The 14,439-nt window shown below is 41.6% G+C and carries 13 protein-coding genes; all 13 read left to right on the plus strand.

Annotated features, from left to right (window positions below; translation table 11 throughout):
* Positions 1-423 (plus strand): hypothetical protein (locus tag REC12_RS22260; protein ID WP_510167183.1); only part of this gene is annotated, 423 nt, incomplete at its 5' end.
* 99 nt (positions 424-522) lie between these two features.
* Positions 523-2,619: a hypothetical protein gene (locus REC12_RS22265; RefSeq protein WP_308898063.1), complete on the plus strand. Its 2,097-nt coding sequence runs from the start codon at positions 523-525 to the stop codon at positions 2,617-2,619.
* Positions 2,620-3,023: 404 nt separating this feature from the next.
* Positions 3,024-3,647: a hypothetical protein gene (locus REC12_RS22270; RefSeq protein WP_308898065.1), complete on the plus strand. Its 624-nt coding sequence runs from the start codon at positions 3,024-3,026 to the stop codon at positions 3,645-3,647.
* Positions 3,648-3,834: 187 nt separating this feature from the next.
* Positions 3,835-4,140: a type II toxin-antitoxin system RelB/DinJ family antitoxin gene (locus tag REC12_RS22275; protein WP_308898067.1), complete on the plus strand. Its 306-nt coding sequence runs from the start codon at positions 3,835-3,837 to the stop codon at positions 4,138-4,140.
* On the plus strand, positions 4,137-4,454 hold the full coding sequence (locus tag REC12_RS22280) for a type II toxin-antitoxin system RelE/ParE family toxin (protein ID WP_308898068.1): 318 nt from the start codon (positions 4,137-4,139) through the stop codon (positions 4,452-4,454). Before REC12_RS22275 ends, REC12_RS22280 begins: the two co-directional genes overlap by 4 nt.
* A gap of 393 nt (positions 4,455-4,847) precedes the next feature.
* Positions 4,848-5,318, plus strand: coding sequence for a hypothetical protein (locus REC12_RS22285; RefSeq protein WP_308898070.1), 471 nt, complete (start codon positions 4,848-4,850; stop codon positions 5,316-5,318).
* A gap of 414 nt (positions 5,319-5,732) precedes the next feature.
* Positions 5,733-7,253, plus strand: coding sequence for a PucR family transcriptional regulator (locus REC12_RS22290; protein ID WP_308898071.1), 1,521 nt, complete (start codon positions 5,733-5,735; stop codon positions 7,251-7,253).
* A 278-nt stretch (positions 7,254-7,531) separates the two neighbouring features.
* On the plus strand, positions 7,532-8,542 hold the full coding sequence (locus REC12_RS22295; protein WP_308898072.1) for an ABC transporter permease: 1,011 nt from the start codon (positions 7,532-7,534) through the stop codon (positions 8,540-8,542).
* Positions 8,543-8,560: 18 nt separating this feature from the next.
* The gene (locus REC12_RS22300; protein WP_308898073.1) at positions 8,561-9,451 is read left to right on the plus strand and encodes an ABC transporter permease; all 891 of its coding nucleotides are present in this window, start codon (positions 8,561-8,563) and stop codon (positions 9,449-9,451) included.
* Positions 9,452-9,492: 41 nt separating this feature from the next.
* On the plus strand, positions 9,493-11,061 hold the full coding sequence (locus REC12_RS22305) for an ABC transporter substrate-binding protein (protein ID WP_308898076.1): 1,569 nt from the start codon (positions 9,493-9,495) through the stop codon (positions 11,059-11,061).
* Positions 11,062-11,170: 109 nt separating this feature from the next.
* A complete protein-coding gene (locus REC12_RS22310; protein ID WP_308898077.1) occupies positions 11,171-12,427 on the plus strand; it encodes a M20 family metallopeptidase in 1,257 nt (418 codons plus the stop codon).
* A 61-nt stretch (positions 12,428-12,488) separates the two neighbouring features.
* Positions 12,489-13,466, plus strand: a complete 978-nt coding sequence (locus tag REC12_RS22315) for an ABC transporter ATP-binding protein (RefSeq protein WP_308898079.1) — start codon at positions 12,489-12,491, stop codon at positions 13,464-13,466.
* Positions 13,463-14,425: an ABC transporter ATP-binding protein gene (locus REC12_RS22320; protein ID WP_308898081.1), complete on the plus strand. Its 963-nt coding sequence runs from the start codon at positions 13,463-13,465 to the stop codon at positions 14,423-14,425. The genes REC12_RS22315 and REC12_RS22320 overlap by 4 nt, the downstream gene beginning before the upstream one ends.
* Positions 14,426-14,439: the final 14 nt, after the last annotated feature.

The raw sequence follows: 14,439 nt of genomic DNA on the forward strand, positions 1-14,439 counted from the left end.
GAACAGTGGATTCTACTGTACATTGAGAGATGGCTGAAAGCGCCATTTCAAATGGAAACGGGAGAGATAATTTCCAGAACAGCCGGCACACCCCAAGTGATTAGCTCGCTCAGCAATGAAACATACGTTAGACTGCGTGCAAAGGCGCCTGATAAAGTGGGCTATGTGCAAGTACAAAAATTTTCGTGGACACCGTCGGAGAGCCGAAGAATGGCTAGTCCAGGTAAGAAAAAGAGAGCCCAACTTATTTGCACATTGGGCCCTCTGGGTGAAACTCCTCTTGGCTACTCGACTGGGAGGTCGGCTGATCAATTAATGATCAGCCTCCTACCCGATTATGTCAAACACTCTATATTATGGGACCGGATTAATGGATTGCCCAATAGAAGGGAGGGAGAATTCCGTTCATATGATACGAATTAGATTAACTATTTTCTATCCGACAATACAGAAGAATATTATCTTAGAATAAGTTGATGTCCTAAGTACACGTAATAATAATGCGGAGGTGTAGGTATAAACATGAAAAAAATTAGAATATTAATTTTTCTCCCGATACTATTATTTTCGTTATTATACTCAACATCGGCTTTTGCGGGGGAGTCTAGGCAATTAAGTCCAGCAGAAATCGAAGCTCAAGCCCAAGCCGAAGCTCAAGCCCAAGCTGGAGAGGATCACGTAGTTGCCTCTATTGGAATTGGTAATGTGGTACGAAAAGATAAAACTCATTTCACCTTTAAATACGAAATAGATAATAAAAACGGAGTAGTAATTACTCAGCAGATACCGGCCTCGCAAATAATTACCGCTTTAAAGGACGGAACAATTACTCTGGACCCTGCGAGTCAAACGGGCGAAATTTCCCTTAATTCTCAGGCCGATCCTAAGAAGACGATAACATTTGCCTTAGGTGACAGCATAACTCGGGTAGCCTCCAATTTTGCTGAAATTGAAGGCATTAATGATAACAGCACTGACGAAGCTTCTGAACTTGCTGAACTCTTGAAAGCTGAGAATAATGACCATCAACTCTCTCAAATAATTTTTACGACAACTACTTTGATGAAAACAGGTGAAGATTCTTTCACATTTTCCTACCAGGCATTAAACGGATACGGTATCGATATTACGAATTCAATCCCTGATGATCAGATTACCGCAACATCATCATCCGATTCAAAAATAACATTGGACCCATTAACAGAGACCGGAACAATAACTGATAGCTCATCCGCATCTGATAGCTCGTCTGACAGCGATAAACCATTAATTATTACATTGGTTGATCAGCTGACGGGAACAACGGCCGTTTTAAATCCCAATGATTCCGAGGAAACAGAGCAGGATGAAGATGCTGTCAGACCGGCAAAAGTATTGTTTCCTTCGAATAATGCTCTAAAAACTGATGATAAAACAGCGACTTTTAGTTACAAAATCCTAGATAACGGTTATGCAACGATTACAAATCAAATTCCCGTCACTGATATTACAGCGACTGCCTGGATAGGATCGACAAAAGCTGATGTCACTTTGGATCCTTTAACAGGTACAGGAACAATAAATTATAATTTTACGGACACGGATAAAAGTGTCATGGTCAAGCTCTTATATAAGACAGGTGTTGGGGCAACAGCTTCGCTCAATTTATGTGAATCAGAAGCGCAGTTGGAGGCGCAGAATAAAACAACAGTAGATGATAATGATTTATCAGTTGCTCAAATCTCCTTTCTCTTAACAGATCAATTACAATATCAGATATTTAATAAATATGGCCGAGATATTACAAGTAAAATTCCAACTTCTCAAATTGCTTTGAGTTCATCTGTAAATTCAATAATAAGTTTGGATCCCATTACAGGATCATGTAACTTTCGATATGATTCCTATAATACGAATAAAGATATAATCCTTAAATTGCAAGACAAACTTACAGGTGTGGAAGTTTCCGAAAATTTAGGATACATACATTCTTGGGAACAAGATATTGATAAAAAGATCGAGCAAATTGCTTTTGCTTCAGGATCTTTAACGAGAGCAGGAGATAAGACTGCCATATTCCATTACAGGTTACTGACAAATAACGGCTCGGATATTACTGAAGCTATTCCTGTTTCTCAGCTAGAGGTCACGAATTCTCTCAATGCATCAATAACCTTCAATCCATTAGTGGGAATAGGCGCAATCCACTATAATTCTGCTTCCGACGTGGAAAAACCTATCTCTATCACGCTTACTGACAAAGTAACGGGTGAAAAGACAAGCGCAACCTTAAAAGTAGCTGAACCTGGATCCTCAAGTGAAGCTGAAAGCTCCAAAATCGCGAAAATTAGTATTGCCCCTAGGACAGGCATTTCACCTACTGACGGAGTTGGATATTTAGCCTATATTGTAACAGATCAATATGGAAACGATATTACAAATTCTCCCCTCGCTCAGGGGATTGTATTTGAAAGCGATTGTGCGGAATGTAAAATAACATGGAACAACGGTTTGCTTATTTTAACCCCGAGTACAAATTATGATCTTCTCTCTATTCCTTCTATTGTGATAACTGCAAAGGATTCGGCTAGCGGGGTTTCAACAAAGACTACAGTAACGGTTGTTCCTATGTTTCAATAAATATTTTTCGCCTAGAGAAAGGTAGGAGTTTTTGCCTTGTAATGGAATTCTGGAATAGTGGTTCCCAAAATATATAAAGAGTGTTCGTGCTTAAAAATAAATTGCCCCTTTTGCTTGCTGTGGCTCAAGCGGCCTTAGCAACAAGGGATAATAATTTAAAATAATAAATATTTGGAAAAGTTTTCTAATCCTTATACCCTAAGGTCTTGGGGATTTAGGTGCAAAATAGTGAGGGTATTGTCTGATTTTAAGAGATAATACCCTATTTTTATTGATTTCTTTCCATTCTGGAACCAAATTTGATAGAAAGTAAAAAACAAGGCTAAGCATAGCGTTATCTTTCTAAGGGCTATTTTATTGAAGAAAGTCAGAAATTATCCAGCATCCTATTGAATTGTAGAAAAATGAATTCCTATGGCTATGAGTTACAGGCTCGGTTTAGTTTGCTAATATTTAATAAATATGGTAAGGATATTACTAATAAAATTCCGGCTTCTCAAATCGATTTAAGTTCATCGGTAAATTCAATGATAAGTTTGGACCCCGTTACAGGATCATGTAACTTTCTATATGATTCTTATAAAACGAACAAAAATATAATCCTTAAATTGCAAGACAAACTTACAGGTGTAGAGGCCTCCGAAAATTTAGGGTACACATACTCTTGGAAGCAAAATATCGATAAAGTGATCGATCAAATTGCTTTTAAGTCGGGACGTTTGACGAGGGCTGGAAACAATACAGCCTTATTTCATTACAGGTTACTGACAAATAACGGCTCGGATATTACTGAAGCAATTCCTGTTTCTCAGCTGGAGGTAATAAAATCTCTCAATGCATCAATAACCTTCAATCCATTAGTGGGAATAGGTGCAATACACTATAATTCCTCTTCGGATATGGAAAAACCTATTTTGATCACGCTTGCTGACAAGGTAACTGGTATAAAGACAAGCTTAACCTTAAAAATCGCTGAACCTGGAACTTCAACTGAAACTGAAAGCTCCAAAATCGCAAAGATTAGTTAAATTGTCCCTTTTTGATAGCAGCGGCTCAGGCGTCAATAACAAAATAGAGCTATCGCTAAATTAGAATAGACAGGATAAGACAATAATCTGCATTATTCTGTCTGTTTATTTTATAGGCTATAGTCAAAAATATCTTTGAAAAGTAACGACAAATGCGTTACAATATCATCAAAGGGAGATGATTAATATGGAAAAAACTACGACTTTAAATTTAAGAGTTAATCCTAATGTAAAGAGAAGTGCGGAGGAAGTCCTTTCGCAACTCGGCATACCTATGTCCACAGCGATAGATATTTATCTGAAACAGATTTCTATGACCGGTGGAATACCTTTTGCAGTGACGCTACCGAAGGTACCGGCTTCGGTAAACGCCGACCAGATGACAACGGACGAAATTCATGAGAAGTTAAAGGAAGGATTCAGCGATATCGAAAAGGGTAATGTGCAGGATGCATCTGCCGCCTTCCAGAGATTTCGGAAGACACACGCATGAAGCCATATAAGATTCAGATAACCGACAGTGCACTTTCCGATATGGAGGAGATTTACAATTATATCGCCGAGCAGCTACAGGTACCGGACACGGCTATGGAGCAATATAACAGAATAGCTGACGCAATCGAAACTCTTGATACGTTCCCGGAACGGGTGAAATTGATGGAGACAGAAGAAGAACGTGCGCTGGGACTAAGACAAATGCCTGTAGATAATTTTTCTGTATTCTTCCATATCAAAGAAGAGCGGGTAATCATTACGAACGTTTTGTATAGTGCCAATGATATAATCAAACGTCTAAGTGATTCATGATAGCATTTGGTAGGGGCGAAAGTGTTCCGTAATGCGAAAAAAGCGAGATAGGTCTATTTTGATAGCTGCCGCCCAGGCCGCCGTTATCAACAAAGACCAATCAAAGTAAGGCTTAAGATTAAGAGCTTTGGTGAAAATATAGTAAGGGTACTATCACCTAATAATTTTGAGGGGTAGTACCCTATTTTTATTGATTTTTTGCATTTTGGACCAGTTCAACCTCAAGAATATACAGTCTTACGAGAGATCAGTTCAAGTGTTCGAATCATGATTTGGGTCAAGCAATTGGACTCATCTTGATTGGGACAAATCATAACCCCAAATAACATGAATTTTAAAAATTAAAGAGGTTATCATAGATGTTAGTTAGATTGACTGGAGGTGATAGCTAAAGTGCCAATAAACATCATCCCGTTTATATATACAGCAGTTCTAGGAACAATTCTTGTAAGTATAGTCCCTAAACCAGAAATACGACGTTTTGCATTTTATGGAATTATTTTTGGAGGAATGCTGGATTTTGTATTTGTCTCTATTGCAAATTTAATGGGCGAATTTAAGTATATTAATTACGAACCGTTTGGCTTAATAGGAATACATATCGTCGCACCAACCGCATGGACAATTTTCTTTATCATGTATTTTTATTTTTTACCTGATAAAAAGTTATACATTTATTTATACACAATCGCAGGGATAGGTTATAGTGTGTTCTTTTGTCAAACGATTACTAAACTAGGTGTTTTAACGCTAGCTCACGGTATAATAGATTCAATCGTTCCTTTTGTGATCTGGTTTCCAATAGCAACTTGGGGTTTCCTAAAGCTAACCAATGCTCAACACTTTGATGATTGGAAGCGATGATATTGCATATTATGATAGTCATGCTTCCAGCAGTAAATATAGCAGGCTATTTAAAAAGGAATGATCTAAGTATTTAAGACACTCAGTCCGCTTTAAAGAGCAAAGACCAAGCGTATTAAGGATATGTTGAAAGCGCAGAGAGCTTTGCGCCATTGGGAGTTTAAGGCAATTTATAAGTGTTGAAAATAGGGTGTTGGCACACTAAAATTCTGAGTGATTTAGTGTGCCAACACCCTATTTTTTATGGTTCGCTCTCTTTGGAGTTATCATCAATTGCACATAGTATTACTAAATTTAATAATGATAAAGTGTTATAGCGTTGAAGAGAGAATCCTGTATATTTCTTATGGATAAGGCTTCCGTCTAAGTTTTAAAACATTTTATGTTAAAATAAAATGAAAAGGGGGTTCGTCAGTGAAAAGTGTTAAAAAACAGCATGGCGTAACAGTTAAAGATATATTACGGCTCCCAATTCTCAAAAATGCAAAATTAGTGGGCGGACTTGAGGGGTTAAATCGAATCGTCCGCTCCATTGATATTATGGAGATACCGGAAATAAAGCCCTGGTTAAGAGAAGGTGAAATCCTCCTTACGACAACGTATTCTATTCGTAATGAGCCCAATCTTTTACCTAAGTTGGTTGAAGATTTGGCTCAGGCCGGCGCAGCTGCTCTGGTCTTTAAGCCGGAACGGTTTATTCTCCAGATCCCTGAAGAGATGATTGAGGTGAGCAATCGTTACCAATTGCCTGTCATCGCAATTCCTGCCGAGACTCCTTCAATTGATATAACGCATTCTGTTATGGAATTGGTATTGAATTGGCGAACCGCACTTCTCAGCCGAGCTGAAGAGATTGGAACGAAATTGACGACAATGGTTCTGGAAAATCAAGGACTTCAGGCTCTTGCTGAAAATGTGTCAAAATTATTAGATGCTCCGATTTCTGTGCTGGATAATAAGGGATGCGTAATTGCTCAATCTCCTGAAGCGAGAATACTGGATATTGGTAGTGACATGAAATGGAATATAACGGTCAACAAGCGGTTTGCAGGTCAACTCGTTGTTCATAAGGAGTCTTTAGATGCAATGGAACAGGTTTGCGTTGATCAAGCCAGAGTTGTTTTTTCGCTTGAACTTATGCGTAAAAAAACAGCAGAGGAAACGGAAATAAGGCTGAGAGGAAACTTTATTGATGAACTCCTTTCAGATTTACCGCCTTCTGAGCTTGAGGCCAAGAAAAAAGGCCGGCAGTTAGATTTCGATGCAGATACGTTTTGGGAGGTTAGTCTTATTGAAGGTTATGCTTCTAAGCTGGATGAAGCCATTCTTTCTGATTTGCGTGCCTTGTTAATAAGTGAGGGCAAGAGAAAAAATCTTCGGCCCCATATGGAAATAAGGGGAACTCAAATACTCCTGTTTTTGCCTGCAGTAGAAGGAGAAAGCACGTTTTGGTCAGATGTTCTCAAGTTATGGATTGATCATCATCTTGAGGAGGACAAGGCGCGAATTCGGGTAGGAATAGGGAATAAGTATTTCCTGTGGAATATGTATAAAAGCTATCGAGAAGCGAGAAAAGCGTTAGAAATTGGCTGGAAGATGTATTCTCAGTATTCACTTATTCCATATGAAAATATTGAGGTCTATGAGATTATCGCCAACGCAGCGGAGAATAAAGAGCTTTCTAATCTATTTCAAAAAAAACTGGGAAAACTTTTGCTCTATGATCAAGAAACACGGAGTGAACTTTTAAAAACACTTTTTATTTATCTTGAGTTAGGCAAGAACATGCAGGAAACAGCAAAACGGCTATTTATTCATCGCAATTCTGTAAAATATCGCTTAGAGCGAATTGAAGAAATTGCCCAGCTCGATCTTAGCTCAGCACAACAGTGCTTTATCTACCATCTTTGCTTAACTTGGTATTTGCTGAAATAAATTATAAGGATCATTTGTGCATTTAACATAAATGATCCTTTCTTTTTTGTAATACAGAACGTGCTTGTATAGCACAGCAACAGACTTTGGTGTATTATTCTGCAGAGTTCAATTTATACATTGAAAATAGGAAAATCCGGGTATGTTTGGAAAGGACATTTGTGCATTGAAGATAAATAATCCTCTTTCTTTTTGTAATACAGGACGTGGCTGTATACAAACTGTTCAGGTATAATACCATTAAATTTACGGGTAAAAAGTTGAAAGGATTGAATCTCTTGATCAGGTATGTTTTAAAGCGCCTACTCTATGCTATTCCTGGAGTATTAGGCATTATATTAATTACCTTTATTTTGTCTCGTGTCTTGCCGGGAGATCCTGCTGTGATGATAGCAGGCGAGCAAGCACCGCCTGACGTGATCGAAAACATTCGAATCTCAATGGGCCTGAAAGATCCTCTTTATTTGCAGTTTTTTCATTATCTCCAACAGTTGGGAAGAGGGAATCTGGGTACGGCTTGGCATACGGGACATTTAGTTGCTCAGGATTTTGCGACACGGTTTCCCGCAACCCTTGAATTAACCTTAGTCAGCATGTTTATTGCGGTTTGCTTTGCGATCCCGGTTGGTGTGATTTCAGCGACCCGAAAAAATTCGGCAGCGGATCATGTCTCACGTGTACTGTCATTACTGGGAGCCGCAATTCCGATTTTTTGGCTGGGTCTGGTTTTGATCTATATCTTTTATGCTAAATTAGGTTGGAGCCCGGCACCCATGGGAAGGATTGGACAGGATATCAACCCGCCTACCCACATTACAGGATTGTATATTCTCGATAGTCTGCTGACCGGAGATATGGTGGCTCTGAAAGAGTCGATCAGTCATATTCTTCTTCCTGCGATCTGTTTAGCAACGGGAACTATAGCGATTGTCGCGCGGATGGTTCGCTCCAGCATGCTTGAGGTTATTGGGCTGGATTATGTCAGAACTGCGCGGGCCAAAGGTCTTCCTGAGAGAATTGTTATTTATAAACACGCTTTGGTAAATGCTTTAATTCCAACCTTGACAATCTTAGGACTGCAATTTGGCTACCTAATCGGTGGAGCCGTTATCACAGAAACGATTTTTTCGTGGCCAGGGGTCGGGAGTTATATTACCGAATCGATATTGGCAACAGATTATGCTCCAATTCAGGGATTTACGTTTGTCAGTGCGATACTTTACATGTTGATCAATTTAAGCGTGGATCTGATTTACGGGCTGATTGATCCGAGAATCCGCTATGAATAGTTCTAAGTGAGGGATCATATGTTGAGCACCGCTGAAAATTCATCTTCAATTAAGAATTCTGCGTCTGAATCGAACTCCTTTTTTAGACTTCTCTTCAAAAACCGCCTTGCCACAATCGGTTTGCTTTTTATTTTGCTCTGGACCTTTGTGGCTATGTTTGCTCCTATCGTTGCTCCCTATAGTCCAATTGCGACAAACACGGCGATTAAGCTCCAGGCTCCAAGTGTGGCACACTGGATGGGTACAGACAATTTTGGCCGGGACATCGTCAGCCGAGTGATCTATGGCGCAAGAATTTCTTTATGGACAGGGCTGATTGGAGTCGGAATTTCCTATTGCCTTGGAATTCCTTTAGGTGGGATTGCAGGGTATTATGGCGGTAAACTGGGGAACGTCATCATGCGTGTGATGGACACCCTTTTAGCCTTTCCTTCCTTGATTTTAGCGATGGCCATTGCGGCTTCGATCGGGCCTGGTTTAATCAGTGCCATGATTGCGGTTGGAATTGTCGGAATTCCGGAGTTCGCACGTCTGATGTTCGGACAAACCGTTTCGCTTCGCGAAAAGGAATTTGTTGAGGCCGGCCGGGCAATTGGGGTGAAGGACAGTGTCATTCTTCGCAAGCATATTTTCCCGAATGCACTGGCTCCTTTGCTCGTTCGAGCAACCTTGGGCCTGGGATTTGCCATTCTTACCGCCGCAAGCCTCAGCTTCCTGGGACTTGGTGTAAAACCGCCTACGGCTGAGTGGGGAGCGATGATTTCCGAAGGCCGGGAATACATTATTTCAGGGCAATGGTGGATTATTAGTTTTCCTGGATTAGCGATCGCTACATCAATTTTAGGGTTTAATTTGCTGGGGGACGGTTTACGGGATGTTCTTGATCCTCGGATTCGTACCGGCAAATAGAATCATTATAGAAAAAATACACTATTGGATGGGGGACAGTTATGAAAAAAACAAAATGGTTGGCTGTGGTTCTAGTGTTAGCGGTGCTTATAACTGCGGCAGGCTGCGGAACCAATGCGAATCAAGCCAGCAGTGCGGCGAGTGCAGCCGGAAAAGAAATTATGCTAGCCTATTCCGACGGGGGGCAAACGATGGACCCGGCCGAGGCCAATGACTTAACGTCAGATACGCTGGTTGTGGCAGCTTATGACCAGTTAATCACGTATGGCGTAAAAAATGTAAACGGAGCGGATATTGCCAATACTGAAGAACTCAAGCCGATGCTGGCTAAGGAATGGAAAGTATCTGATGACCAAAAGACGTATACGTTTACATTGCAAGACAATGCGAAATTCCAAAGCGGCAACCCCGTTAATGCACAAGCCGTTGTTTGGTCTTTAGACCACGTTAAGAATTCCAAGTCGGGTTCTTTCCTTTATGGAATGGCTGAGATCGAATCCTGTACGGCGAAAGATGACAAAACCGTTGAAATTAAACTTAGTCAGCCGAATCACCTGTTCCTGCAAATCATTGCGATGTATACTTTCTCTATTATTGACCCTGCCGTCGTCAAAGACAAAGGAGCAGATTACCTGAAAAACAATGAAGCTGGATCAGGCCCTTACAAGGTAGAAAAATGGGATCCGGTAACAGAAGCCGTCTTTACAGCAAACCCGAATTATTGGCAGGGAGCTGCAAAAATCAGTAAAGTAACGATGAAATTTATTAAAGAAGCTTCAAACCGGGTTACTCTCCTCGACAAAGGTGATGCCGATATGGCGATTGAAATCCCGGCTCAGAATGTTGCTGACTTAAAGAAAAACGCTAATTTAATAGTCCGTTCCGATGCAAGTAACCGTATTCTCTACCTCGCCTTTAACACGAAGGTTAAACCCTTTGACAATCAAAAAGTACGTCAAGCGATTTCGTATGCTATCCCTTATGACAAGTTAGTGCATGATGTCATGTATGATCAGGCAAAACAAATGAAGAGTGCGGTTGCCAGCAATACTCCAGGCTTTACGGATGCGGGTTTTGTTTATAAATATGACTTAGACAAAGCAAAACAGCTGCTCAAAGAAGCCGGCTATGAAAATGGCTTTAGCTTTGACTTCACCTTGGGTTCCGGATTCCAGGATTGGCAGGATGACGCCGTGCTCATTCAAGCTGAATTAGCCAAAATCGGAGTGAAGATGAACATCCAAAACATGGCTCGCGCACAATTTTTAGAGGCTCAAAAAACCCATAATCTTACGGCGTATATATCCAAATGGACTTCTTTCGTCAATGACCCGGGTTATCATTTAGGTTTCCTGCTCTACGGCAAAGGTTCGTCCAACTATGGCAACTACGAAAATGCTCAGGTGGATAAGCTTTGGGAACAAGCGAATGTCGAACCGGATCAAGCCAAACGCAACGAGTTATATAAACAGGCACAACAAATCATTACAACGGATGCACCTTGGGTTTATCTATATGAGTACAACCGGGTTGTGGGGATGAATAAAAACCTGAAGGGTTATGTTTTCTACCCTGATGAAATTATCCGTTTCTATTCACTATCGAAGTAAGGCATATCCGATGATTACCCCCGGTTCAGGAGACCGGGGGTAATTTTAAGAATTATGGCTGAGAATCTATGGGGAAAATTAATGAATTAGTTTTAGGGGTGTTTTTTTGATGAAAGACTGGAAAGAACTTGTTCTCGAAGAGATCGATAAAAATCAGGAAGAGTTGATTCAACTCTGTTCAAAACTTTTACAGTTTCCCACTGAGAATCCACCGGGAGATTCGCGTCCGATCAGTCAGTTTATTATGGACTACTTGAAGGAATCAGGAATCAGCACAACGGTATATCCGGGTAATGAAACGATGCTAAATCTGGTTTCCACACTTGGGAATCCGGGAGACAAGCATCTTCTCTATTGCGGTCACATCGATGTCGTGCCTGCAGGCGATTTGTCCCGATGGGAAATACCTCCATTTAGCGGACTCATCAAAGACGGATATATCAACGGCCGGGGAGCCAGTGATATGAAAGGCGGCGTTGCCGGACTTCTTTTTGCAGTGGCTCTATTCGCAAGATTAGAGATTCCCCTCGCCGGTCAACTCTCCTTGCTGCTTGTAGCGGATGAGGAAACGGGAGGAGAGTTTGGCGTACCTTGGGTTCTTGATCAAGGGTTCATTACAGGCACAGCCGCGCTGATTGCTGAGCCTTCTTCCCGTTTGAATCCCACGATCGGACAGAAGGGAAGCTGTTGGTTTGAGTTTACTGTCAAGGGGGTTCCGGGACATGGCAGTCTGTCTCCCTTGAATGGAGATAGTGCCATTGTCAAGGCCTGTAGGGGAATTCAGGCTCTGCAAAAGCTTTGGGAGCTGAAGCCGAATATTCCTGAAGAGGAACAAAGAATTATTGATATTACCAAAAAATATATCCGTGAAAGGGAGCCCAAAGATTTAAGTGATATCATCGATCATGTTTCCGTCAACATCGGGACCATTCAAGGCGGGACCAAAGTCAATATGGTTGCCGATAGCTGCACTGTGCAAGTGGACTCACGGGTTCCTTTCGGTTTAGATTATACTGAGGTCTTAGCCGCAGCAAACCGTTTATTGTGTGAAGCAGGCCTTGAGGCTGAAGTTAAACCGTTTGGTTTTTATGGAAATGCCAACTGGACCTCGGACAAAGATGAGATTGTCAATCTGGTGGTTAAGAATATTGCTCAGGTAACTCAAGAAGATGCTTATGGAGTCTTACAATGGGCCTCAAGTGATGCCCGCTATTTCCGTAGGCATGGCATTCCTGTTTTACAATATGGACCTGCCGAATTGTCAGGAATTCATTCCTTTAATGAACGAATGCCGGTTCAAAATTTGCTTGAGTCCGCCAAAGTTTACGCTTTAACTGCCCTTGAATATCTGGGAACGCTTAAATAGCCTTTACAAAACCAGAAAATCCGTGCGATTGTCAGAAAATAAGCAGGAAAGGGGATTCAATATGGAGCCGCTATTGAAGGTCTTAGATTTGAAAACTGAATTTCAGACCCCAGCTGGAGTGGTAAGGGCCGTCGATGGTATTAATCTAACCCTTTATCCTGGTGAAACGCTGGGAATCGTCGGTGAATCTGGCTGTGGAAAAAGTGTGACCTCGCTTTCCATCATGGGGCTTTTAGCAAAAGGGCAAAGCCGGGTTTCTGCCCAAGAAATCAAATTTGACGGAAAAAATCTGTTAGCTATGACAGAGACTCAGCTGCAGCAAATCCGTGGCAATCAAATGGCAATGATTTTTCAGGAGCCGATGACCTCATTAAATCCCGTGTTTAAAATTGGAAATCAGATTGCGGAAGCACTCCAATTTCATCTAAAACTGAAGAAAAGGGAAGCCTGGCAGAAGGTCGTAGAGCTTTTAGGACTTGTCGGAATTCCCAGACCGGAGGCCATTGCTAAACAATATCCCCACGAGCTATCGGGCGGGATGCGGCAACGGGTTATGATTGCTATGGCTATGGCCTGTAATCCCAGTGTTTTGATTGCAGACGAGCCTACGACCGCTTTGGATGTGACAATTCAGGCTCAGATTCTTAACCTGATGCGTAAGCTTCAAGAGGAAAAAGGGACGGCGATCTTGTTAATTACCCATGACCTTGGTGTAATCGCTGAAATGTGTAAAAGAGTTATTGTTATGTATGCAGGCCAGATTGTCGAAGAGGCAGAGGTCAGGGAATTGTTTAACAAGCCAAAACATCCTTATACAAAAGGACTGTTGGCTTCTTTGCCTCGTCTTGACGGCAGCCGGGATAGGCTGGAATCAATTCCGGGTCAAGTGCCTAACCCCTTGAATATGCCCCAAGGATGTCGTTTCGCTCCGCGCTGTGCTCTTAAAATGGAGCGTTGCGATCAGCTCAAACCTGAACTGGCCGATTTAGGCCAGCAACACTATTGCCGATGTCTGCTTTGTCAGGAGGAAGATTCATGAGTACATTATTGGAAGTAATCCAATTAAAAAAATATTTTCCGCTTCGCAAAGGCATATTTGGCAAACAGGTTGGGGCGGTCAAAGCCGTTGATGGGGTTAGTTTTAATATTAAAAAGGGAGAAACCTTAGGAATTGTCGGCGAATCCGGCTGCGGGAAATCGACAACAGGACGGGCTATTCTGCGCTTAATAGAGCCGACTGAAGGTGAAATCCTTTTTAATGGGACGAATGTACGCGGGTTAAAAACGGAGGAACTCCGGCGTTTTCGAACCCATATGCAGATTGTATTCCAAGATCCGTTTGCTTCGTTAGATCCAAAATGGACTATCCAAAAGATCTTGGAAGAGCCTATACGGACTCATATGAAACTTCCGGAAGCCGAAGTGAAAAACAAAGTTGCGAATCTGCTGGAGGTTGTCGGGCTTTCCGGCTATCATGCCCAGCGCTATCCTCATGAATTTTCAGGGGGTCAGCGTCAGAGAATCGGAATTGCCAGAGCACTGACTCTTAATCCGGAGTTTATCGTCTGCGATGAACCCGTATCCGCACTTGACGTTTCGATCCAATCTCAGGTGCTCAACCTTATGAGGGACCTGCAAGATCAATTTTCTCTCACCTATATGTTCATTTCTCATGATTTATCGGTTGTTCGCTTTATCAGCACCCAGGTAGGTGTTATGTATTTGGGGAGAATGGTTGAGTTAGCCTCAACGAAAGAGCTTTTCAGAGAAGCCCTTCATCCTTATACGAAAGCACTTATGTCTGCAGTTCCGGTTCCTGATCCGGATGCTCCCAAAAATCAGATTGTTTTGAGCGGGGATGTTCCTAATCCTTCAAGTCCGCCGCCGGGATGTGCTTTTCATACTCGGTGTCCTATGACGAAAGAAATTTGCCGCTGTGAAGCCCCTGAGTGGAAAGAAGTATTCCCGGGGCACTTCTTGGCGTGTCATCTATATTAAATGAAGAAATTAAA

Source organism: Candidatus Desulfosporosinus nitrosoreducens (assembly GCF_030954495.1).
GTDB lineage: Bacteria > Bacillota > Desulfitobacteriia > Desulfitobacteriales > Desulfitobacteriaceae > Desulfosporosinus > Desulfosporosinus nitrosoreducens.